Origin of the sequence: Streptomyces apricus, assembly GCF_008369065.1 — a bacterium.
GTDB lineage: Bacteria > Actinomycetota > Actinomycetes > Streptomycetales > Streptomycetaceae > Streptomyces > Streptomyces apricus.
Map to the genome: position 1 here is coordinate 103,859 of NZ_VDFC01000004.1, position 22,962 is coordinate 126,820.

Genomic DNA, 22,962 nt, shown 5'->3' on the forward strand with positions numbered 1-22,962 from the left:
TTGGGGGCTTCGCCCCCATACCCCCGTTGCGCAGTTCCCCGCGCCCCTAAAAGGCGCGGGTTCACTTCTGCCAGTAGAAGATGCGGTCGCCGTACTCCTCGAAGACGCGGTCGTTCCACGCCAGGCCGCCGTCCACGTTCCCGGAGCGCAGGAGCGGGGGTTCGAGGCCGCGTTCCGCGAGGGTGCCCGCGGCCGTGGCCATGACCGACTGGAGGACGGCCGAGGTCACGACGGTGGAGGCGGACGCGAAGGGCGCCGGGATGGTGTCGAGGGTGAGCTCCGCGTCGCCGATCGCGATCTTCGAGTCGAGGACGACGTCGCAGTGGTCCTTCAGGTACGTCCCCGAGGAGTGCCGGGAGGCCGTCTCGGAGGCGTACGCGACCGACGTGACGCCGATGACCTTGAGGCCGCGGGCGCGGGCGCCCATCGCCATCTCGACGGGGAGGGCGTTGCGCCCGGAGAGCGAGATGACCACCAGGAGGTCGCCGGCGCGGGCCGGGCTCGCGCCGAGGACCGCGTCCGCGAGGCCGTCGACCCGCTCCAGCGCGGAGCCCAGTGTCGCCGGCATGACGTCGACGCCGACCGCGCCCGGCACCGCGAGCAGGTTCATCAGTGCGAGGCTGCCCGCGCGGTAGACGAGGTCCTGCGCGGCCAGCGACGAGTGGCCGGCGCCGAAGGCGAAGAGCCGCCCGCCGTCCGCGACGGTGTCGGCGACCATCGCCCCGGCGGCCTCGATGGAGGCGGCCTCCTCGTCCCGTACCCGCTGCAGCAGGCCGATCGCGGCGTCGAAGTACTGCCCGGCCAGCTTGCTGTCGCTCATCGGCGAAGCCCCTTCCCCTGTCGTGTCGCGGATCACGTTGCGGTCTGGACCACAGCTGTGTCAATACGCTCCACACGCGCGACACTGGGGTGCGAGGGCCCCTTGTCCACCCGGCCGGGTGCCGGGCCCGACCGGCCCCGCAGGCACGCGTCATCACGTGCTCTCCACTGTGCGGCACGGTTGTCAGTGGTATGCGTCAGAATTGTTGCCAGGGCCAGCGCACACGCCGGTGAGCCACCCAGCCTCCGGCAGAGCTAATCGAGGGGCACGTATGTCCGGACTGATCGACACCACGGAGATGTATCTCCGCACCATCCTTGAGCTGGAGGAGGAAGGTGTGGTCCCCATGCGCGCCCGGATCGCCGAGCGCCTCGACCAGAGCGGACCGACCGTCAGCCAGACGGTGGCGCGGATGGAGCGCGACGGTCTGGTGGCCGTGGCCAGCGACCGCCACCTGGAGCTCACGGAGGAGGGCCGCCGGCTGGCGACGCGCGTGATGCGCAAGCACCGCCTCGCCGAGTGCCTGCTCGTCGACGTGATCGGTCTGGAGTGGGAGCAGGTGCACGCGGAGGCCTGTCGCTGGGAGCACGTGATGAGCGAGGCGGTCGAGCGCCGGGTGCTCGAACTGCTGCGCCACCCGACCGAGTCGCCGTACGGGAACCCGATCCCGGGCCTGGAGGAGCTGGGCGAGAACGGCGCGGACCCCTTCCTGGACGCGGGCATGGTGTCGCTGGCCGACCTGGACCCCGGTCTCGACGGCAAGACGGTCGTCGTGCGCCGCATCGGTGAGCCGATCCAGACGGACGCGCAGCTGATGTACACGCTGCGGCGGGCGGGCGTGCAGCCGGGCTCGGTCGTCAGCGTGACGGAGTCCGCGGGCGGCGTGCTCGTGGGCAGCGGCGGGGAGGCCGCGGAGCTGGAGTCGGGCGTGGCGTCCCACGTGTTCGTGGCGAAGCGGTAGGAGCGGTCCGGCTGCACCGGCTGTCCGGGTCCGTCCGCACCGGCTGGCGCGGCCGGTCGGCAGCGATACCGGCTGCCGCGGTGGCGGTCGGCGGGGGCCGTGCGCTGTGCGCACGTGTCCGCCGGCTGTCGGGATGCCGGTGTCCGGGTGCCCGCGGGGGCCGGCCGTGCGGTTCCGCGCGCCCGGACGGTCGCCGTCGTGCGCGGCGGCGCGCTCGGGGCGCGCACCCGGCCGGGCCGCCCACCAGGGCTCCTCGCGGCGGCTCCGGCCCGCTCCGGACCCCACTGTCAACTGCCGTCACACACGGCCCAGTTGCCCCGTCCCGGCGTTCGCGCAGAAACAAAGATTCAGTGCGTGGAATTGCAGCGGCCGGGCCGTTCGCGTGCGAGGCTGTCGCGAGAGGCATATGACCTGAGGGCTCTTGACCGTGACGGCAGCGGCGCCGGCGCGCGGTCGGGGAGGGGGCGCAAGGATGTGCCGCGGACATGCGGAGGGCCCCGGCGCCGTGTGGCGCCGGGGCCTGTCCTCCCCTGTACCGACCCGGAGCCCCGAGCTCCCGGGGTCGTCCCCTTCGGACCGTCATCCCCGAGCGGCCCGTTCCCCGTTGGAGATCTCCCCAGGGCGGTGGCGGGCAATCCTGGAGAGGGGTCACTCGAACGAGGGGTGTTACCGCCAAGCGGCGCATTTTCGAATACGTATTCGATAGCGTACGGGTGACGGAACGACCATGGATTGCGCAGGAACAACCAGCAGGAGCAGCACGACGAACGACGCCACGAGCGGACCGGCGGGCTCGTGCGGGACGGGCCGGCCGAGCGGATCAATGGGGGTGCCAGCGTATGGTGCGGCGCATCGACGTGACCGGTGCGGGCGGGGTGCGTCTCGCGGCCTGGGAGTTCGCCGATCCTCCCAAGGGCGATCCGGGCGCGGGCGCCGCCGAGCGGACTCCCGGTGTGTTCCTGCTGCACGGGCTCATGGGCCGCGCCTCGCACTGGGCGTCGACCGCACGCTGGCTCGGTGAGCGGCACCGGGCCGTGGCGCTGGACCAGCGCGGCCACGGGCAGAGCGCGAAGCCGCCGGAGTCGCAGTACACGCGCGGGGCGTACGTCGAGGACGCGGAGGCCGCGATCGAGGAGCTGGGGCTTGCCCCGGCCGTCCTCGTCGGGCACGCCATGGGGGCCCTGACGGCCTGGCAGCTCGCGGCCAAGCGGCCCGACCTGGTGCGCGGGCTGGTCATCTGCGACATGCGGGCCTCGGCGCTCGGGTCCGCCTCCCAGCGGGAGTGGGAGAACTGGTTCAAGTCGTGGCCGGTTCCGTTCGCCACGCTCGCGGACGTGCGGAAGTGGTTCGGCGAGGACGACCCGTGGGTGGAGCGGCCGAATCCGGCGCGCGGGGAGTTCTACGCGGAGGTCATGGCCGAGTACGCGGACGGCTGGCGGCCCGTTTTCGAGCACGAGCAGATGCTCAAGTCCCGGGAGACGTGGGTGTACGACGCGCACTGGGAGGAGCTGGCGCAGGTGCGGTGCCCCACGCTGGTGGTGCGCGGGCTCGACGGGGAGCTGGGGCGGGCGGAGGCGCAGGAGATGGTGCGGGTGCTGCCCGACGGGCAGTATGCGGAGGTGGTCGATGCGGGGCATCTCGTGCACTATGACCAGCCTGCGGGGTGGCGGGCCGTGGTGGAGCCGTTCCTCGACCGGGTGCTGCCGTGAGCTGCCTGCGGGGCGTTCTTGGGCTGCGGGTGGGTGGGGGCTGGTCGCGCAGTTCCCCGCGCCCCTGAAGACAAAAGATTGCGCCGTTCCCCGCACCCCTGAAAGGCGAAGGACTGCGCCGTTCCCCGCGCCCCTGGAGGGTGTCCCTGGGGTGCGGTCGTTTCTATGTGTCCAGGGTTTCTTCCAGGATGTGGGACCACTGGGTGACCACTCCGGTGCGGCGGGGGGTGTCGTCCGTCAGGAGGGTGGCCAGGCCCAGGCCTCGGGACATGTCCAGGAAGCCCTGGACCGTCTCACGCACGCCGGGGCGGGACTCGTCGGCGCCGAGGAGTTCCACCGCGATGCGGTGGGTCTCGCGGCCGACGCGGGCCTCCAGTTCGGTGACGCGGGGCCGCAGCTGGTCCTCGTTGGAGGCGGCGACCCACAGGTGCAGGGCCGCGCGGAACAGCGGGCCGGTGTAGAGGTCGACCAGGGCGGCGACGACGGCCCGGCGGTCCGTGGCGCCCTCGGGGAAGAGCGCGCGCAGGGCGGTGGAGCGTTCCTCGGCGACGTACTCGACGGCCGCCGTGAAGAGGTCCTCGCGGGTCGGGAAGTGGTGCTGGGCCGCGCCGCGCGACACCCCGGCACGTTCGGCGACGACGGAGACCGTGGACCCCGCCCAGCCGCGTTCGGCGAGGCAGGCGACGGCGGCCTCCAGGAGGCGCTGCCGGGTGGCGCGGCTGCGGTCCTGCTTGGGGACGCGCTCCACCGATGCCGATCCCGACGCCGACGCCGACGCCGGCACCGCACCGTTCACCGCAGCCATGTCACCGCACCCATGAGGGATCCCGTCGTTCGAGGAAGGCCGTCATCCCCTCGCGGGCCTGCGCGGAGGAGAACAGCCGGGCCGAGAGCGCGGTCAGGCCGGCCGCGTCCCGGTCGAAGGTGTCCAGCACCTTAGCCGTGAGCAGCCGTTTCGTCTCGGCCAGCCCCTGCGGCGAGGAGCGCCGCAGCCCGTCGAGCACCGGGGCGAGGACGGCGTCGGCGTCCTCGCCCGCGGCCGTGACGAGGCCGATCCGGGCGGCCTCGGCGGCGTCGAACCTCTCCCCGGTGAGGTAGTAGCGGGCCGCCGCGCGCGGGTCCAGGCGCGGCAGGAGGGGCAGCGAGATCACGGCGGGCGCGACCCCGATGCGTACCTCGGTGAAGGCGAACGTGGCGTCGTGGGAGGCGGCCGCGATGTCGCAGGCGCCGAGCAGGCCGAGGCCTCCCGCGCGGACGTGGCCGGTGACGCGGGCGACGACGGGCCTGGGCAGTTCGACGATCTGCCGCAGCAGGGCGACCAGCGCGTCGGGGTGCGGGGGGTCGCGCAGGTCCGCGCCCGCGCTGAAGGTGGTGCCGGTGTGGGTGAGGACGACGGCGCGTACGTCGTCGTCCTCGCCGCACCGCTTGAGCGCGTCCGCCAGTTCGCCCACCAGCGGGGCGGAGAGGGCGTTGCGCCGCTCGGGCGCGTCGAGCGCGAGGGTGGTGATCCCGCGCTCGTGCGACCGCCGCACCACGCTCATGCGCGCTCCCCCGTCCCTTCCTGCTCCCGCCGTTCCCGCAGTTCCCGCCGTTCCCGCAGTTCCCGGCGCAGGATCTTGCCCGAGGCCGCCCTGGGCACCGCGTCCAGGAACGTGACCTGGCGGACCTTCTTGTACGGGGCGACGCGCTCGGCGACGTACGCCATGACGTCGTCCGCGGTGAGGCCGGGCGCGGTCGGCCGGCGGACCACGTACGCGTGCGGCCGCTCGTTGTTGTCGGTGTCGTAGACGCCGATGACGGCGGCGTCGGCGATGTCCGGGTGGGTGAGCAGGAGTGCCTCCAGTTCGGCAGGGGCGACCTGGAAGCCCTTGTACTTGATGAGTTCCTTGACCCGGTCGACGACGTACAGCCAGCCGTCCGCGTCGACGTGGCCGACGTCGCCGGTGGACAGCCAGCCGTCGTCGTCGATCATCGAGGCGGTCTCGACGGGCCGGCCGAGGTAGCCCTTCATGACCTGGGGGCCGCGGATGACGATCTCGCCGCGTTCGCCGACGCCGAGGTCCTTGCCGGGGTCGTCGAGGGAGACGATGCGCATCTCGGTGCCGGCGATGAGCTTGCCGACGCTGCCCGGGGGCGGGTTCCGTTCCGCCAGCGGGACGACGTGCGTGCCGGGCGAGAGCTCCGTCATGCCGTACGCCTGGCCGACCGGCGGCAGGCCCAGGCGGCGCGAGCAGGCCTCGGCCAGGTCGGCGTCCAGGGGCGCGGCCGCGCTGATGACGTACCGCAGGGACGACAGGTCGTAGCCCTCGACGGCCGGGTGCTTGGCGAGGGCGAGGACGATCGGCGGGGCCACGTACAGGCCGGKGATGCGGTGCTTCTCGATGGCCGCGAGGAACGTGTCGAGGTCGAAGCGCGGGAGCACGACGACGGTGGCGCCCTGCCGCAGCGGCGCGTTCATGAGGGCGGTGAGTCCGTAGATGTGGAAGAACGGCAGGACGGCGAGGATGCGGTCCTCGGGGCCCATCGGCATGGTGGGCGTGAGCTGGGCGAGGTTGGTGGCGATGTTGCGGTGGGTGAGCATCACGCCCTTGGGGGTGCCGGTCGTCCCGGAGGAGTACGGGAGGGCGGCGACGTCCGTGGCGGGGTCGATGTCGATCTGCGGCTCGGGGGCGGTGGAGCCCAGCATGTCGAGCAGCGAGCGGTGCCCCTCGGCCTGGTCGCAGACGAGGATCTCGCTCACGCCGCCCGCCAGTTCGGCCGCCGCGCGGGCCGTCTCCAGGAGCGGGGAGACGGTGACGATCCACCGGGCCCCGCAGTCCCGCAGCTGTTTCGCGAACTCCTGCGGGGTGGCGAGCGGGTGCACGGTGGTGACGGACGCCCCGGCGCGGGTGGCGGCGTAGAACGCCGTGGGGAAGGCGACGGTGTTCGGGCTGTGCAGCGCCAGGACGTCCCCCTTGCGGACGCCGAGTTCCGCGAGCGCGGCGGCGATCCGGCGGTGGAACGTGTCGAGCTGGGCGTAGCTGAGGGTCGTGCCGTTCACGCCGTCGATCAGCGCGGGTGCGTCGCCCCGGGCCGCGGCGTGGCCCAGCACCACGTCGTGGATGGGTTCTTCGACGGCGGGAACGTCTTCGTACGCGCTGCGGAACACCATGGCGGGCCCTTCCCGGAGCCGGATGTCTGTGCCGGACGTCTGTGCGGGTGTCTGTGCCGGACGTCTGTGACGATGTCGGTGCCGGACGTCTTTGCAGGAGATGGTGCCTAGTAGGACTTGGGCAGGCCCAGGGTCTGGTGCGAGACGTAGTTGAGGATCATCTCCCGGCTGACGGGGGCGATCCGGGCCACCCGGGACGCGGTGACGAGCGACGCGAGGCCGAACTCGCCGGTCAGGCCGTTGCCGCCGAGGGTGTGCACCGACTGGTCGACGGCCTTCACACAGGCTTCGGCGGCCGCGTACTTGGCCATGTTGGCGGCCTCCCCGGCGCCGGCGTCGTCGCCCGCGTCGTAGAGGTGGGCCGCCTTCTGCATCATCAGGCGGGCCAGTTCGAGCTCGATGTGCGCCTGCGCCAGGGGGTGCGCGATGGCCTGGTGGGCGCCGATGGGCTCGCGCCAGACGGTGCGTTCGCGGGCGTAGGCGAGGGCCTTGGAGAGGGCGTACCGGCCCATGCCGATCGCGAACGCGGCGGTCATGATGCGTTCGGGGTTGAGGCCGGCGAAGAGCTGGAGCAGGCCGGCGTCCTCGTCGCCGACGAGTGCTTCGGCGGGCAGCCGTACGTCGTCCAGGGTGAGCTCGAACTGCTTCTCGGCGCCGTGCAGTTCCATGTCGATCTGCCGCCGCCCGAAGCCGGGGGCGTCGCGCGGGACGATGAACAGGCAGGGCTTGAGCTTGCCGGTGCGGGCATCGGCGGTGCGGCCCACGATGAGGGTGGCGTCGGCGATGTCGACGCCCGAGATGAAGACCTTGCGGCCGGTGAGGATCCAGTCGGCCGGTCCGTCCCCGCCGTCCGCCCGGCCGTCCTCCGCGCGGCGGGCGGTGGTGGTGATGCGGTGGCTGTTGGAGCCGGCGTCGGGTTCGGTGATGCCGAAGGCCATGGTGCGGGTACCGTCGGCGAGGGCCGGGAGCCACTCCTGTTTCTGCTGGTCCGTGCCGAAGCGGGCGATCACCGTGCCGCAGATCGCCGGGGAGACGACCAGCATGAGGAGGGGGCAGCCGGCGGCGCCGAGCTCCTCCAGGACGATGGAGAGGTCGGCTATGCCGCCGCCTCCACCGCCGTATGCCTCCGGCAGGTTGACGCCGAGGTAGCCGAGCTTGGCGGCTTCCGCCCACAGTTCGGTGGGGTGGGCTTTTTCCGCGATGACCTTGTCGAGGTATGCGCGGCCGTAGCGGTTGCCGAGGGCGGAGACCGCTGCGCGGAGGGCTTTGTGCTCTTCTGTTTCCAGGACCGGTGCCATGCGGGCTCCTCAGGGGGAGGGGGCTGGTGTCGTGTGGAGGGTGCGGGTCCGTTGTGGCTGGTCGCGCTCACGCGGCGGAGCCGCATATGAACACAGCCCCGCGCCCCTAGGTGGCCCGGGGTTCCACCACCGCCAGCAGCGTGCCCATCTCCACCTGTCGGCCGGGGGTGGCGTGCAGGGCTGTGAGCGTGCCGTCCGTCGGGGCCGTGATCCGGTGTTCCATCTTCATTGCCTCCAGCCAGATCAGGGGGCGGCCCGCCTCGACCGGGGTTCCCTCGGTGAGGCCCTCCGCCACGCGGACCACCGTGCCCGGCATGGGGGCCAGGAGGGAGCCGGGGGCGTGGTCCGGTTGGGGGTCGGGGAAGCGGGGCAGGGCGGTGAGCGTGGTGCCGTTCACGTGGACCCGGTCGCCGTACCGGGAGACCTCGAACTTCCGCCGTACGCCGTCGATCTCCAGGACGACGAGGTCCGGACCGGTGCGCACGACGTGGACGCCGTCCGCGGCCGGGCCGCGCCGGGTGTGCCGGTAGTGGACCTCGTGCTCCTCGCCCGCCAGCAGGTAGCGCCTGCTCTGCGGCTGCGAGGGCACGTTGCGCCAGCCGCCGCCGAAGCGGGAGCGCCCGTGGGCGTCGGCGAGCGCGGCGGCCAGCGGGGCGTACGGGTCCGGGGCCGGTGCGGTGAGGCCGGCGAGGTGGCGGTCGTAGAAGGCGGTGTCCATCCGGGCCGCCGTGAACTCCGGGTGGCGCAGGGAGCGTACGAGGAGGTCGCGGTTGGTGACCGGGCCGTGGACCGCGGCGCGCTCCAGGGCGCCGGCGAGCCTGCGGACCGCCTCCGCGCGGGTGGGCGCGTGGGCGACGGCCTTGGCGAGCATGGCGTCGTAGTGGACGCCGATCGTGTCGCCGTCGCCGTAGCCGGTGTCGAGGCGGACGCCGGGTACGGCGAGCCGGTGCAGGGTGCCGGTCTGCGGGGCCCAGTCCCGGGCGGGGTCCTCGGCGTAGAGGCGGGCCTCGACCGCGTGGCCGGAGGGTTCGGGCGGGTCGCCGTCCAGGGTGCCGCCCTCGGCGACACGCAGTTGCAGGGCGATCAGGTCGACGCCGAACACCGCCTCGGTCACCGGGTGTTCGACCTGGAGGCGGGTGTTCATCTCCAGGAAGTGCACGCGCTCGCCGTCGACCAGGAACTCGACCGTGCCGGCGCCGGTGTAGGCGATCGTGCGGGCGGCGGCGGTCGCCGCGTCGTGCAGGCGCCGTTCCACGCCGGGGCCGAGGTCCGGCGCGGGGGCCTCCTCGATCACCTTCTGGTGGCGGCGCTGGAGCGAGCAGTCGCGGGTGCCGAGCGCCCACACCGTGCCGTGGCCGTCGGCGACGATCTGCACCTCGACGTGCCGGGCGCGCTCGACGTACGGCTCGACGAAGACCGACCCGTCCCCGAAGGCGCTCGCGGCCTCGACCGAGGCCGCCGCCAACTCCTCCTTCAGGGAGGACAGTTCGCGCACGACGCGCATGCCGCGGCCGCCGCCGCCCGCCGCCGCCTTCACCAGGACCGGCAGGTCGTCCTCGCCGACCCGGTCCGGGTCCAGGGGCGCGAGCAGCGGCACCCCGGCGGCGGACATGAGTTCCTTGGCGCGGGTCTTGGAGGCCATCGCCTCGATCGCCTCGGGGGACGGGCCGACCCAGACGAGGCCCGCGTCGAGGACGGCCCGCGCGAAGCCGGCGTTCTCGGAGAGGAAGCCGTAGCCGGGGKGGACGGCGTCGGCGCCCGCCGCGACGGCCGCCTTCACGATCAGGTCGCCGCGCAGGTACGTCTCGGCGGGCGACGCGCCCGGCAGGCGTACGGCGGTGTCGGCCACGCGCGCGTGGAGGGCGTCCTCGTCAGCGTCGGAGTACACGGCGACCGTGCGCACGCCCAGCTCGTGGCAGGTGCGGAAGACGCGGCAGGCGATCTCACCGCGGTTGGCGACCAGCAGACTGGAAATCACAGGACTTATGGGGCTTGTGGGGCTCATAGGACTCGTGGGGCTCATGGGACCTCTCACATCCGGAAGACGCCGAAGCCGCCGCGGGCGCCCTCGTAGGGGGCCGTGTGGATCGCGGACAGGCACAGGCCGAGGACGGTCCGGGTGTCGCGCGGGTCGATGACGCCGTCGTCGTACAGCCGCCCGGACAGGAACATCGGCAGGGACTCGGACTCGATCTGCTGCTCCACCATGGCGCGCAGGGCGGCGTCGCCCTCGTCGTCGTAGGGCTGCCCCTTCGCGGCGGCGGACTGGCGGGCGACGATCGACAGGACGCCGGCGAGCTGCTGCGGGCCCATGACGGCGGACTTGGCGCTGGGCCAGGCGAACAGGAAGCGCGGGTCGTACGCGCGCCCGCACATCCCGTAGTGCCCGGCCCCGTACGAGGCACCCATGAGGACGGACAGGTGCGGGACGCGGCTGTTGCTGACCGCGTTGATCATCATGGCGCCGTGCTTGATGATGCCGCCCTGCTCGTACTCCCTGCCGACCATGTAGCCGGTGGTGTTGTGCAGGAACAGCAGCGGGATGTCGCGCTGGTTGGCGAGCTGGATGAACTGGGCGGCCTTCTGCGACTCCTCGCTGAAGAGCACGCCGCGGGCGTTGGCGAGGATGCCGACGGGGTAGCCGTGCAGGCTGGCCCAGCCGGTCGTCAGGCTCGTCCCGTACAGCGGCTTGAACGCGTCGAAGTCGGACCCGTCGACGATCCGGGCGATGACCTCGTGCGGGTCGAAGGGGTGCTTGAGGTCGCCGGGGACGATGCCCAGCAGCTCCTCCGGGTCGTACTTGGGCGGCTCGGCGGGGGCCGGGTCGGCGTACGCCTTGCGGTGGTTGAGGCGGGCGACCACGCGCCGCGCCTGCCGCAGGGCGTCGCGCTCGTCGACGGCGAAGTGGTCGGCGAGGCCCGACACGCGCGCGTGCATCTCGGCGCCGCCGAGGGACTCGTCGTCGCTCTCCTCGCCGGTGGCCATCTTCACCAGCGGCGGGCCGCCCAGGAAGACCTTCGCGCGCTCCTTGACCATGATCACGTGGTCGGACATGCCGGGGATGTACGCGCCGCCCGCGGTCGAGTTGCCGAAGACGACCGCGACGGTGGGGATGCCGGCGGCCGACAGCCGGGTGAGGTCGCGGAAGATCGCGCCCCCGGGGATGAAGATCTCCTTCTGCGAGGGCAGGTCGGCGCCGCCCGACTCGACGAGGCTGATGGACGGCAGCCGGTTGGCGTACGCGATGTCGTTGGCCCGCAGCGCCTTCTTCAGGCTCCAGGGGTTGCTGGCGCCGCCGCGCACGGTCGGGTCGTTGGCCGTGATCAGGCATTCGACGCCCTCGACGACGCCGATGCCGGTGACGAGCGAGGCGCCCACCGCGTACTCGCTGCCCCAGGCGGCGAGCGGCGACAGTTCGAGGAACGGGGTGTCGGGGTCCAGGAGCAGTTCGATGCGCTCGCGGGCGAGCAGCTTGCCGCGCCCCCGGTGCCGGGCCACGTACTTCTCGCCGCCGCCCGCGAGGGCCTTGGCATGCTCGGCGTCGAGGTCGGCGAGTTTGCCGAGCATGGTCTCGCGGTGGGCCGCGTAGTCGGCGGAGGAGGTGTCCAGCGCGGACGCCAGGACGGTCACCGGAGCACCTCCGGGATCGGGACGGTCACAGGAGTTCCTCCGGAATGTCGAGGTGGCGGGAGCGCAGCCATTCGCCGAGGGCCTTGGCCTGCGGGTCGAAGCGGTGCTGGGCCGCCACGCCCTCGCCGAGGATCCCCTCGACGACGAAGTTCAGGGCGCGCAGACGGGGCAGGACGTGCCGCACGACGGTCAGGCCGGCCGTCTCCGGCAGCAGTTCGCGCAGCCGGTCCGCGGTGAGGGTGTGGGCGAGCCAGCGCCAGGCGTCGTCGGTGCGCACCCAGACGCCGATGTTGGCGTTCCCGCCCTTGTCGCCGCTGCGGGCCCCGGCGACGAGGCCGAGGGGCGCGCGGCGGGTGGCGGACCCCGCGGGGAAGGGCTCGGGCAGCGGGGGTTCCGCAGCGGGCGTCAGGGGTTCCGGTACGAGGGTGGCGGCGGCCGGGGCCACCGGGATCCGCCGCCCGTCGTGCAGGACCGCGACGTGCTCCACCTCCTCCCGCGGGACGTGCGCGTCCTCGAAGACGCCGTAGGGGGCGCCCTTGCCGGGGGGTGCGAGGACGTGGAAGCCGGGGTAGCTGCCGAGGGCCAGTTCGACGGCGGCGGCGCCGACGGCGCGGCCCACCGCCTCCTGGTCGGGGTCGCGCACGACGAGCCGCAGCAGGGCGCTCGCGGCCTCCTCGGTGGGCGCGTCGGGGTGGTCGGTGCGGGCGAGGTCCCAGCGGACCTCCGCGGGGCGGGACTTGGCGGCCATGAGCGCGGCCTCCAGCTGGGCCCGCACGAACGCGGCCTTCGCCTCGATGTCGAGCCCGGTCAGCACGAAGACGACCTCGTTGCGGAAGCCGCCGAGCCGGTTGAGCCCGACCTTGAGGGTGGGCGGCGGCGCCTCGCCCCGCACCCCCGTCACGCGCACCCGGTCGGGGCCGTCCTGGGCGAGGCGGACCGTGTCGAGGCGGGCGGTGACGTCGGGGCCCGCGTACCGGGCGCCGGACGTCTCGTAGAGGAGCTGGGCGGTGACCGTGCCGAGGTCCACGACGCCGCCGGTGCCGTCGTGCTTGGTGATGACGCTCGTGCCGTCCTCGTGGAGCTCGGCGACCGGGAAGCCCGGGTGGTGCAGCCGGGCCGGGTCGTGCTCGGTCAAGTGCTCGGTGAAGAAGGAGTAGTTGCCGCCGGTGGCCTGGGTGCCGCACTCCAGTACGTGCCCGGCGACGACGGCGCCCGCGAGCCGGTCGTACGCGTCCGGGGCCCAGCCGAAGTGGGCCGCGGCGGGCCCGGTGACCAGGGCGGCGTCGGTGACCCGGCCGGTGACGACGACGTCCGCGCCCTCGCGCAGGCAGGCGGCGATGCCCCCGCCGCCGAGGTAGGCGTGCGCGGCGAGGTGCCCGGGGCCGGGGTACCGGGCGGTGAGGTCGTCGCCCTCGACGTGGGCGACGCGCACCGGGACGCCGAGCCGTCCCGCCAGTTCCCGTACGGCGTCGGCGAGTCCGGCCGGGTTGAGGCCGCCCGCGTTGGCGACGATCCGCACCCCCCGCTCGTGCGCGAGGCCCAGGCACTCCTCCAGCTGGCGCAGGAAGGTGCGCGCGTACCCGCCGGCCGGGTCCTTCAGGCGGTCGCGGCCGAGGATGAGCATGGTCAGCTCGGCTAGGTAGTCACCGGTCAGGACGTCGAGCGGGCCTCCGGTGAGCATCTCGCGCATCGCGTCGAACCGGTCGCCGTAGAAGCCGGAGGCGTTGCCGATGCGGAGGGGACGGGGGGCCGCTAGGGGGTCCGCCAGGGAGTCCGGGCCGGTCATTCCGCCGCCCCCCTGGGTGCGCGGCCCGCGCCGGGCAGGCCCGCGAAGGCCTGGGCGATGTCGAGCCAGCGGTCGGCGTCCGGGCCCTCGGCGCGCAGCGCGAGGTCGGCCCGGTGGGCCCGCTGGGTGACCAGGAGGCAGAGGTCGAGCGCGGGGCCGGTGACCCGCTGGGCCGCGTCCTCGGGGCCGTGCGTCCACAGTGCGCCGGACGGCGCGGTGACCTCCACGCGGAACGGCTCCCCGGGCGGGGCGAGTCCCCGTACCCCGAAGGCGAAGTCGCGGGTCCGCACGCCGAGGTGCACGATGTGCCGCAGGCGGTCGGTGGGCGGCCTCGGCACGCGCAGCGCGTCGGCGACGTCCTGGCCGTGGGCCCAGGTCTCCATGAGCCGGGCCGTCGCCATGGAGGCGACCGACATGGGCGGCCCGTACCAGGGGAAGCGCGTACCGGCGGGTGCCGCGCGCAGGGCCTTCTCCAGCGCCTGCCGCCCGGCGCGCCACTCGGCGAGGAGCCGGTCCGGGGGCAGTGCGGCCCCCTGCTCGGCGCCCTCGTCCACGAAGCCGTCGGGCGAGGCCAGCGCCTTCTCGATGTCCCGGTCGAAGGCCTCCGGGTCGGTCGCGGCGAGCAGGGCGGACCGGTCGGTCCAGGCGAGGTGCGCGATCTGGTGGGCGACGGCCCATCCCGGGGCGGGGGTGGCGAGCGCCCAGTCCTCCACCGTCAACTCGTGGACGAGAAAGTCGAGTTCCTCGCTCTCCCGGCACAGGTCGTCGATCACGGGCGACGGGTCGGACACGATGACGCTCCCCTCGGGGCGGCACGACGGCGTGCGGTGCGGTGCGACGCAGTGCAATGCGACGCGGTGCGGTTCGTGTGCGGTGCGCTCCGGAGCATGGCAGCGGCCGGAGAAACAATCAAGCGTGCTTGCATTGATTGTTGGGGAGGGACGGGGAGGGGTGGAGACGGAGGAGGCGGAGGGTACGGATCACGGGCCGGGCGACAGCCTCCGGGTGATCCGGTCGAACAGCTCCGTCAGCGGTTCGCCGACCTCCCGGCCGAAGCCGGTCAGCCCGTAGGTGACCTGGGGCGGCGTCGTCGGCTCGACCTTCCGCCAGACCAGGCCGTCCTGGACCAGCGCGCGCAGGGTCTGGGCGAGCATCTTCTCGCTGACGCCCTGGATGCTCTCGCGCAGCTCGTAGAACCGGAGATCGTTCCTGCGCAGGGCGATCAGCACCCAGACGCCCCACCTACTGGTCGCGTGGTCGACCACGTCCCGCGCGAGGCAGTCGGTGTGAAACACGTCATACCGCTCGCCCGCGTCGACCCGTCCACGCTGCACGCCTTCTGCCATGCCAGGAGCTTACCTTCGGGTATGTCCTTACGGAAAGTTAGCCCACACTCCTAGCGTGACGGCCACGGAGGACGCCCTGCGCGGGTGTCCGGAAGAACTTCCGAGAAGGAGCTGACCATGATCGTGGTGACTGGGGCCACCGGAAACATCGGACGACCGCTGACGCGGGCGCTGACCGAGGCGGGCCGGCAGGTGACGACGGTGTCGCGGCACCCGGCGGAGGTGCCGGACGGCGTCCGCCACGTGGTGGCCGACCTGGCGGACCCGGCCGGCCTCAAGCCCGCGCTGGACGGGGCGGAGGCACTGTTCCTGCTGCTCTCCGGCGACCTGCACGCCCTGGGGGCCAGCCCCGCCGACCTCATCGGCGAGGCCGCGGGCAGCGGGGTCCGCCGGGTCGTCCTGCTCTCCACGCTGGGCGTGGTGACCAGGCCCTTCGGGAAGACGCGGATCGCGATGCGCGCGCTGGAGGAGACGCTGCGGGAGTCCGGGCTGGAGTGGTCCCTGCTGCGGCCGGGCGGCTTCGCCTCCAACGCGCTGTGGTGGGCCGAATCCGTCCGCACGCGGCGGGTCGTCGCCGCGCCCTTCGGCGACGTCGGGGTGCCGATCGTCGACCCGGCGGACATCGCCGAGGTGGCGGCGGCCTGCCTGGTGGACGACCGGCACCACGGCGGCACGTACGAGCTGACCGGCCCGGAAGTGATCACTCCGCGGCAGCAGACGGAGGCGATCGCCGGCGCGCTGGGCTCGCCGGTGAGCTTCCACGAGCTCACCCGCGAGGAGGCGAAGGCCGGCATGACCCGGAGCATGCCGGCGGAGCTCGCCGACGACACCCTGGACATCCTCGGCTCCCCGAACCCGGCCGAGCTGCGCGTCAGCCCGGACGTCGAACGGGCCCTCGGCCGCGCACCGCGGTCCTTCGCCGACTGGGCCGCCCGGCACGTCGCCGCGTTCCGCTGAGGCCGGAGCGGTCGCCCGCCTCACGGTCGGCCGACGCCCTCACGGCCGACCGACGTTCTCACGGCTGACCGACGTCCTTACGGCTGGCCGACGTTCTTGGCCCTGCCGCGGCCCACCTGGGTGCGTACCGCGCCCATGCTCGCCGCGATGACCAGCGTGATCGCCAGGGCCTCGGTGAGCGACAGCGTCTGGCTCAGCACCAGGAAGCCGGCGACCGAGGCGACGGCCGGCTCCAGGCTCATCAGCACCGCGAAGGTGGAGGCGGGCAGGCGGCGCAGGGCGAGGAGCTCCAGCGTGTACGGGAGGACGGAGGAGAGGACCGCCACCGCCGAGCCCAGGGCGATCGTGGTCGGGTCCAGCAGCTTGCCGCCGGACTCGATCAGGCCCAGCGGCAGGAAGAGCACGGCCGCGACCACCATGGCCAGGGCCAGCCCGTCGGCCTGCGGGAAGCGCCGGCCCGTACGCGCGCTGAAGACGATGTACGCGGCCCACATGGCGCCCGCCGCCAGGGCGAAGGCCACGCCGGCCGGGTCCAGGCTGCGGAAGCCGCCACCGCCGCCCGCCAGCAGGAAGACACCGCCGAGGGCGAGCCCGGCCCAGACGAGGTTGACGGCCCGGCGGGAGGCGACGACCGAGAGGATCAGCGGGCCGAGCACTTCGAGGGTGACGGCGGGGCCGAGCGGGATGCGGGCGACCGACTGGTAGAAGAGGCCGTTCATCGCGGCCATCGTGATGCCGAAGACGACGACCGTGCCCCAGTCGGCGCGGGAGTGTCCGCGCAGCTTCGGCCGGCAGATCACCATCAGCACGAGGGCGGCGACCGCGAGGCGCAGGGTGACGACGCCCAGCGCTCCGGCGCGGGGCATGAGGCTCACGGCTAGGGCGCCGCCGAACTGGACGCTGATGCCTCCGGCCAGGACCAGGCCGACCGGGCCCAGGGCGCGGAGGCCGTGGGGGGTCGCGGGATCGGCGCCTTGGGCCACGGCGACGGTGGCCGGGTCGGCGACCTGTGGGGGCTGGTCGGTGCGGGGGATGGTCACGGGGGGCTGGTCGCGCAGTTCCCCGCGCCCCTAAAGGCAAAAGACTGCGCCGTTCCCCGCGCCCCTATTAAGCAAAAGAGCGCGTCGTGGCCTTACTCACCGGAAGTGTTCGGTAGGTGGGCTGCCAGGAGTTCTGCCAGGTGGAGGGGGTCGGTGGTGGTCGTCTGGTGGAGTTGGGTGCGGCAGGAGTAGCCGTCCGCCAGGATCGCCGTGCCGGGGTGGGCCGCCCGAATCGCCGGGAGCAGCTGGTCCTCCGCGCAGGCCGTGGAGACGTCGTAGTGGCCCTTCTCGAAGCCGAAGTTGCCCGCCAGGCCGCAGCAGCCGCCCGACAGGGAGCCGGTCAGGCCCGCCGCCTCGCGCAGGCGGCGGTCCGGTCCGTCGCCCAGGACGGCGTGCTGGTGGCAGTGGGTCTGGCCCGCCACCGGGCGGTCGAGGCGGGGCGGCGTCCAGTGCGGGGCGTGCCGTTCCAGCGTCTCCGCGAACGTCAGCACCGCCGACGCCAGCCGCCCCGCGCGCGGGTCGTCGGGCAGCAGTTCCGGCAGGTCCGTGCGGAGCGCCGCCGCGCAGCTCGGTTCGAGGACGACGACCGGCGGGAGTCCCCCGGACCGGTCCGGGTCCAGGAGGGGGTCCAGCAGGTCGAGGGTGCGGCGCAAGGCCGTGCGGGCGTGGTCCAGCTGGCCCGTCGACACGTAGGTCAGGCCGCAGCAGACCCGGTCCCGGCCCCTGCCCCGGCCCCGGTCCGGCGGCAGCGTCACGGTCAGGCCCGCCGCCTCCAGGACCCGTACGGCCGCCTTCCCGACGGACGGGGAGAGGTGCTCGGTGAAGGTGTCCGGCCACAGGACGACCGTCGTGGGCGGGTCCCCGGCGCGGGTGCGCCCGCGCTCGGGAGCCGTCCGCGCACCCGCGCCGCGGSCCCGCCACCACCGGCTGAACGTCCGCCCCGCCACCCGCGGTACCTCCCGCTCCGGCGCGATCCCGCCGAGCCGTTTGCCCAGCGCGGCCAACGGGCGTACCGCGGTCAGGGAGTTGACCAGCCACGCCGTACGGGTGCGGTCCACCAGCCGCAGCCACACCGGCAGCCGGCCCATCGTGTAGTGCGCGGCGGGCCGCCTGCGGCCCTCGTAGTGGTGGTGCAGGAACTCCGCCTTGTACGTGGCCATGTCGACGCCCACCGGGCAGTCCGAGCGGCAGCCCTTGCAGGACAGGCAGAGGTCGAGCGCGTCGCGGACCTCCGTCGAGCGCCAGCCGTCGGTGATGACCTCGCCGGCCAGCATCTCGTGCAGCAGGCGGGCGCGCCCGCGCGTGGAGTGCTCCTCCTCGCCGGTGGCCCGGAAGGACGGGCACATCACCGAGGAGTCGGTGGAGCCCGGCGGACCGGCTGCCGTGGTGCGGCACTTGGCCACGCCCACGCACCGGCGTACCGCCGCCGTGAAGTCCCCGCCGTCCGCCGGGTAGCCGAACGCGACGTCCACCGGCTCGCGCGGCAGGGGCGCGAAGCGCAGGTTCTCGTCCAGCCGGTGCGGCCTGACGAGCATGCCGGGGTTGAGCAGCCCGTCCGGATCCCAGAGGTCCTTGACCCGTTCGAAGAGGCGGACCGTCCGGGGCCCGTACATCCTCGGGAGCAGTTCGGCCCGCGCCTGTCCGTCGCCGTGCTCCCCCGACAGCGAGCCGCCGTGGGCGACGACCAGGTCGGCCAGCTCCTCCGAGAAGCGGCGGAAGCGGCCGGTGCCCGCCGGGGTCAGCAGGTCGAAGTCGATGCGCACGTGGATGCAGCCGTCCCCGAAGTGCCCGTACGGCGCGCCGCGCAGCCCGTGCGACGCCAGCAGCCGCCGGAAGTCCCGCAGGTACGCGCCGAGGCGGGCCGGCGGCACCGCGCAGTCCTCCCAGCCGGGCCAGGCCTCGGTGCCGTCGGGCATCCGGGTCGCCGTGCCGCTCGCGTCCTCGCGGATACGCCACAGGGCGCGCCGGCCGGCGGGGTCGGTGACGACCGTCGAGTCCGTCACGTCCGCCGCGCGGACGACCGCCTCGGCACGCGCGCGTGCCTGCGCCTGCGTGTCGCCGCCGGTCTCCACGAACAGCCAGGCGCCGCCGCGCGGCAGCCCCGCGTCCGGGGGTACGAGGTCGGCCGCCATCCCCTCCACCGTGAGCGGGCCCAGCGGCAGCAGGCCGGCGGCCGCCTCCGCCGCCGCGCTCTCGTCGGCGTACGCGAGGACGGCGAGCGCCCGCGCGCGGGGAGCCTCGACGAGTTGTACGACGGCCTCCGTGAGGATGCCGAGGGTGCCCTCGGAGCCGCAGAGGAAGCGGGCCACGTCCGCGCCGCGCTCGGGGAGCAGTGCGTCGAGCGCGTATCCGGAGATGCGGCGGGGGAGGTCGGGGAAGCCGGTGCGCAGGTGCTCCAACTCGCCGGTGACGAGGGCTTGCAGGCCGTCGGGGGCGCCCGACCAGCCGGGTCCTGCCGTGAGCCGGTCGCCGCGGGCAGTGAGCACGGACAGTGCGCGGACGTTGTCCGCGGTCGTGCCCCAGGCCACCGAGTGGGAGCCGCAGGAGTTGTTGCCGATCATGCCGCCGAGCGTGCAGCGGCCGTGGGTGGAGGGGTCGGGGCCGAAGCGCAGCCCGTGCGGGGCGGCGGCCTCCTGGAGGCGGTCCAGGACCAGGCCCGGCTGGACCACGGCCGTACGGGCGTCGGCGTCCAGCGAGACGACGCGGTTCATGTGGCGGGTGAAGTCGAGGACGACCCCGGTGCCGGTGGCCTGGCCGGCGATCGAGGTGCCGCCGCCACGCGCGACGACCGGTACGCCGAGGTCCGCGCAGACGGCGAGGGCCGCCGCCACGTCGTCCGCGTCCTTCGGGGCGACGACGCCCAGCGGGACGCGGCGGTAGTTGGACGCGTCCATGGTGTGCAGGGCGCGGGCGGTGGCGTCGAACGCGACCTCGCCGCGCACGGTCCTCGCCAGCGTGGCGCGCAGCTCGCGCACCGCTTCGCGCGCCGGCTCCCGTGCGGGTTCCTGTACGGGGAGCCGTGCCGGGTCCGGTCCCTGTTCCGGCTTCTCGCCGGGATCCGCGTCCTTCATGGATCAAGGATGCATGGCGGCTGCGCCGGAGGCGGGGTGCTCGGGGCCGGTTTTCGTCCGTCCGCCGGACGTGGCCGGGCGCGCAGTTCCCCGCGTCCCTGACGGGGCGCGGGGCCGGGTAGTTACGATGACGGCGGTGAGGTCGGCCCGGCCCTGGCACAGCTCCCTTCGCGGTACGGCCCACAGGGCAGGCGGACGCAAGGCAACGCATCCCACGTCCCGTTGGAGCCGTCCATGCGCATCGACCGTTCGAAGCTCTCGCTCGACCAGCCCGTGTCCTCGCTCGATCCGGACCGCGGGACCCACGAGGAAGCGGCCGAGTGGCTGCGGTACGGCCCCGTGGTGCCGGTGTCGCTGCCGGACGACGTCCGCGCCTGGGCGGCCGTGTCGGCCGGGGCGGCCCGGACGGTCCTGGACGCGCACCCCGACCTCTCCAGCGATCCGCGGCACTGGGGCGCCTACACGCGCGGGGAGATACCCGCCGGATGGCCGCTGCTCAACCTGATCGTCGGGGAGTCGATGCTCAACGCCGACGGGGCCGACCACCGCAGGCTCCGCCGCCTGGTGAGCCACGCCTTCACCCCGCGGCGCATCGAAGCGTTCGCGCCCCGGATCCGTGAGATCACCCGGGAGCTGCTGGACGGCCTGGAGACCGTGGAGCCGGGGGCGGTGACCGATCTCAAGGAGGGCTTCGCCTATCCGCTCCCGCTGCTGATCATCTGCGAGCTGTTCGGTCTCACCGACCCCGATCAACAGCGCCGATTACGCGATCACTTCCGGACGATGCTGAGCGTCGAGGTGAGCGGCGCCGAGCGGCAGGAGGCCGCCGTCGGGCAGCGCGAGGTGCTGGCGCGGCTGGTCGCCGACCGGCGCGCGGCCCCGCTGGGCGATCTGACCAGTGCGCTGATCGAGGCGCTGGACGACGAGGCCGGCAGGCTGACGCAGAAAGAGCTGATCGACACCCTGGAGATCATCCTGCTGGCCGGCCACGAGACCACGGTCAACTCGCTGACCAGCACCGTCCTCGCCCTGCTCGGCCGCCCCGACCAGCTCACCGCGCTCGCCGCCGGAGAACTGGACTGGCCGTCCGCCGTGGAGGCGGGGCTGCACTGGAACGGGCCGCTGCGCAACCTGTTCATGCGTTACGCGCTGCGGGACACCGAGCTGCACGGGGTGACCGTGCGCCACGGTGAGCCGATCGTGGTCGGTCTGGCCGCCGCCAACCGCGAACTGGGCGGGACGGTCCCGGCGGGCTTCGACGTCCGCGACTCCGGCCGCTACGACCGGCAGCTGGCCTTCGGTGCGGGTCCGCACTACTGCCTCGGTGCTCCGCTGGCCCGGCTGGAGAGCGAGATCGGGCTCTCCCAGCTGTTCGGCCGGTTCCCGGCGATGCGGTTGGCCGTGCCGGAGTCGGAGCTGGTGCCGGTGGTTTCCACGGCGATCAACGGCGTGGCGGCGCTTCCGGTCGTCCTACGACCGGCACCCACGGAGGGCCGGTCGTCGGCTGCAGGCTGACCGTGGCTGGTCGCGCAGTTCCCCGCGCCCCTGGAGGGGGTGCCCGGTGCCTTGTCCGGTGAGGCGAACCTGTCGGGGCCCGGTCGTCGGCTGCGGGCCGAGCGTGGCCGGTCGCGCAGTTCCCCGCGCCCCTGGAGGGGGTGCCCGGCGCCTTGTCCGGTGAGGCGAACCTGTCGGGGCCCGGTCGTCGGCTGGCGGCTGACCGTGGCCGGGCGCGCAGTTCCCCGCGCCTCTGGCGGGGCGGGTGGTGAGCCGTGGCCGAGCCGGGCGTCCCCCACCGCGCTCACACCGTTTCGTGCGCCCCATTGCGCGCCGGGGCGCCTACTCCCCGATCTGGGGACGAATTGTGAGAGTGCGCCGGAACATGCGCGTTCCGATCACGAAGTCCCATATAGTGACCGCCAGTTGAGCACCAGGTGTCGCATCCCGCCCAGGACACGACCGAGGACACGATTCATGACCGCGCCCACCCCGCAAGCGCGCCCCACAGACGATCGGCCGTCCCTCGCACAACCAGGCAGCGCACGCCCCCGCCTGCGCGCCGTGGCGGTCGCTCCGCTCCTCACGGCCGTGCCGGCCGCGCTCGCCGTCGGGGCCGCCGTCGCCCTCGCCCCCGAGCGGGCGCGCGTGCCCCTCGGCTGGGGCCTGGGCGTGGCGGCCCTCCTGCTGTGCGCGGCCGTCGCCGTCGCCGCCCACGCCGCCCAGACGTCCCGATTACTCCTGCGGCGACTCGAAACCGTCTCCCGGGACGCCGGCCGATTACTCCAGGAGAAGGCGACCCTCGCGGAGGAGTCCGCCCGCGAACGCGACCGCCTCACCGACGAGTTCACCCGCGAACGCGCGCGGCTCGCCGAGCAGAACGCCCACCGGAAGGTCCGCCTCGCCGCCGAACTGGACCGCGAGCGCACCCGCCTCGGCGCCGAGAACGCGCGCGTGACCGAGGAACTGCGGCAGGCCAGGGCCGACCGCGCCGCCGCGGTCTCGGCCGCCGCCCACACCGCGGGCCGCCTCCAGGCCCTCACCACCGGCATGCTGGCCGACCTGCGCGCCATGGAGGAACGGCACGCCGACGAGGACGTGCTCGCCGACCTCCTCCACCTCGACCACCGCACCGCGCAGGCGGGCCGCCTCGCCGACGTCGTCGCCGTCCTCACGGGCGCGCGCTCGGGCCGCCGCTGGGCCAAACCCATCGTCATGGAGTCCGTCCTGCGCGGCGCGATGGGCCGCATCGGCGCCTACCAGCGCGTACGCATCCACTCGGCGAGCGAGGCGGCGGTCGCCGGACACGCCGCCGAGGGCGTGATGCACGCCCTCGCCGAACTCCTCGACAACGCCGCGAACTTCTCCCCGCCGACAGCAGAAGTGCACGTCTACGTGGAGGAGGTCCCCGCCGGGGTCATCGTCTCCGTCGAGGACAGCGGCCTCGTCATGGGCGAGGCACAGCTGCGGCGCGCCGAACGGGCCGTCTCCGGCGCGGAACCGGAGACGGGCGGCCTCGCCGGCACCCGACTCGGCCTCACGGTCGTCGGCCGCCTCGCGCGCAAGTACGGCCTGACGGTCTCCTTCCGCCCCTCCGCGCGCGGCGGCACGGGCGCGCTGCTCCTCATCCCGCAGGACATCCTGGCGACTCCGGCGCAGCGGGCCCCGCAGAACACCCGGCGCGGCGCCGCGCACCAGC

At 73.9% G+C, this 22,962-nt stretch carries 17 protein-coding genes; 5 read left to right on the plus strand and 12 right to left on the minus strand.

Annotation, left to right across the window (positions count from 1 at the left end):
• Positions 1-61: 61 nt before the first annotated feature.
• Positions 62-820 (minus strand): SIS domain-containing protein, encoded by a 759-nt coding sequence (locus tag FGF04_RS01130; protein ID WP_149509264.1) that lies wholly within the window; start codon positions 818-820, stop codon positions 62-64.
• 271 nt (positions 821-1,091) lie between these two features.
• On the opposite strand from FGF04_RS01130, the gene FGF04_RS01135 reads away from it, so the two are divergent.
• Complete coding sequence (locus tag FGF04_RS01135) at positions 1,092-1,781, plus strand: metal-dependent transcriptional regulator (RefSeq protein WP_149509265.1); 690 nt, start codon at positions 1,092-1,094, stop codon at positions 1,779-1,781.
• Positions 1,782-2,620: 839 nt separating this feature from the next.
• Positions 2,621-3,490, plus strand: a complete 870-nt coding sequence (locus FGF04_RS01140) for an alpha/beta fold hydrolase (protein ID WP_149509266.1) — start codon at positions 2,621-2,623, stop codon at positions 3,488-3,490.
• 163 nt (positions 3,491-3,653) lie between these two features.
• Here the strand turns inward: FGF04_RS01140 and FGF04_RS01145 are convergent, their stop codons facing one another.
• The 9 genes from FGF04_RS01145 to FGF04_RS01185 all read right to left on the minus strand — a co-directional run bounded on the left by FGF04_RS01145 (position 3,654) and on the right by FGF04_RS01185 (position 14,701).
• Complete coding sequence (locus tag FGF04_RS01145; protein ID WP_149509267.1) at positions 3,654-4,295, minus strand: TetR/AcrR family transcriptional regulator; 642 nt, start codon at positions 4,293-4,295, stop codon at positions 3,654-3,656.
• 1 nt (position 4,296) lies between these two features.
• A complete protein-coding gene (locus tag FGF04_RS01150; RefSeq protein ID WP_149509268.1) occupies positions 4,297-5,031 on the minus strand; it encodes an enoyl-CoA hydratase family protein in 735 nt (244 codons plus the stop codon).
• On the minus strand, positions 5,028-6,638 hold the full coding sequence (locus tag FGF04_RS01155) for a 4-coumarate--CoA ligase family protein (protein WP_149509427.1): 1,611 nt from the start codon (positions 6,636-6,638) through the stop codon (positions 5,028-5,030). The genes FGF04_RS01150 and FGF04_RS01155 overlap by 4 nt, the downstream gene beginning before the upstream one ends.
• Positions 6,639-6,748: 110 nt before the next feature.
• Positions 6,749-7,939: an acyl-CoA dehydrogenase family protein gene (locus tag FGF04_RS01160; RefSeq protein ID WP_149509269.1), complete on the minus strand. Its 1,191-nt coding sequence runs from the start codon at positions 7,937-7,939 to the stop codon at positions 6,749-6,751.
• Positions 7,940-8,045: 106 nt separating this feature from the next.
• On the minus strand, positions 8,046-9,917 hold the full coding sequence (locus FGF04_RS01165; RefSeq protein WP_149509270.1) for an acetyl/propionyl/methylcrotonyl-CoA carboxylase subunit alpha: 1,872 nt from the start codon (positions 9,915-9,917) through the stop codon (positions 8,046-8,048).
• Positions 9,918-9,970: 53 nt separating this feature from the next.
• On the minus strand, positions 9,971-11,569 hold the full coding sequence (locus FGF04_RS01170) for an acyl-CoA carboxylase subunit beta (protein WP_149509271.1): 1,599 nt from the start codon (positions 11,567-11,569) through the stop codon (positions 9,971-9,973).
• 25 nt (positions 11,570-11,594) lie between these two features.
• Positions 11,595-13,355, minus strand: coding sequence for an acyclic terpene utilization AtuA family protein (locus FGF04_RS01175; RefSeq protein WP_149509272.1), 1,761 nt, complete (start codon positions 13,353-13,355; stop codon positions 11,595-11,597).
• Positions 13,352-14,146 carry a TIGR03084 family metal-binding protein gene (locus FGF04_RS01180; protein WP_149509273.1) on the minus strand — a complete coding sequence of 265 codons (795 nt, stop codon included), beginning with the start codon at positions 14,144-14,146 and terminating at the stop codon, positions 13,352-13,354. Before FGF04_RS01180 ends, FGF04_RS01175 begins: the two co-directional genes overlap by 4 nt.
• A 189-nt stretch (positions 14,147-14,335) precedes the next feature.
• Positions 14,336-14,701: a winged helix-turn-helix transcriptional regulator gene (locus FGF04_RS01185; RefSeq protein ID WP_149509274.1), complete on the minus strand. Its 366-nt coding sequence runs from the start codon at positions 14,699-14,701 to the stop codon at positions 14,336-14,338.
• A 117-nt stretch (positions 14,702-14,818) separates the two neighbouring features.
• Here FGF04_RS01185 and FGF04_RS01190 point away from each other — a divergent pair, with 117 nt between their 5' ends.
• On the plus strand, positions 14,819-15,658 hold the full coding sequence (locus FGF04_RS01190) for an SDR family oxidoreductase (RefSeq protein WP_149509275.1): 840 nt from the start codon (positions 14,819-14,821) through the stop codon (positions 15,656-15,658).
• A gap of 77 nt (positions 15,659-15,735) precedes the next feature.
• On the opposite strand, the gene FGF04_RS01195 is transcribed toward FGF04_RS01190, so the two are convergent.
• The gene (locus FGF04_RS01195) at positions 15,736-16,698 is read right to left on the minus strand and encodes an EamA family transporter (RefSeq protein ID WP_408055572.1); all 963 of its coding nucleotides are present in this window, start codon (positions 16,696-16,698) and stop codon (positions 15,736-15,738) included.
• A 92-nt stretch (positions 16,699-16,790) separates the two neighbouring features.
• On the minus strand, positions 16,791-19,592 hold the full coding sequence (locus FGF04_RS01200) for an FAD-binding and (Fe-S)-binding domain-containing protein (RefSeq protein ID WP_408055576.1): 2,802 nt from the start codon (positions 19,590-19,592) through the stop codon (positions 16,791-16,793).
• Between the two features lie 411 nt (positions 19,593-20,003).
• On the opposite strand from FGF04_RS01200, the gene FGF04_RS01205 reads away from it, so the two are divergent.
• Positions 20,004-21,284 (plus strand): cytochrome P450 family protein, encoded by a 1,281-nt coding sequence (locus tag FGF04_RS01205; protein ID WP_149509276.1) that lies wholly within the window; start codon positions 20,004-20,006, stop codon positions 21,282-21,284.
• Between the two features lie 456 nt (positions 21,285-21,740).
• On the plus strand, positions 21,741-22,962 hold a 1,222-nt coding region (locus FGF04_RS01210), incomplete at its 3' end, for a sensor histidine kinase (protein WP_149509430.1).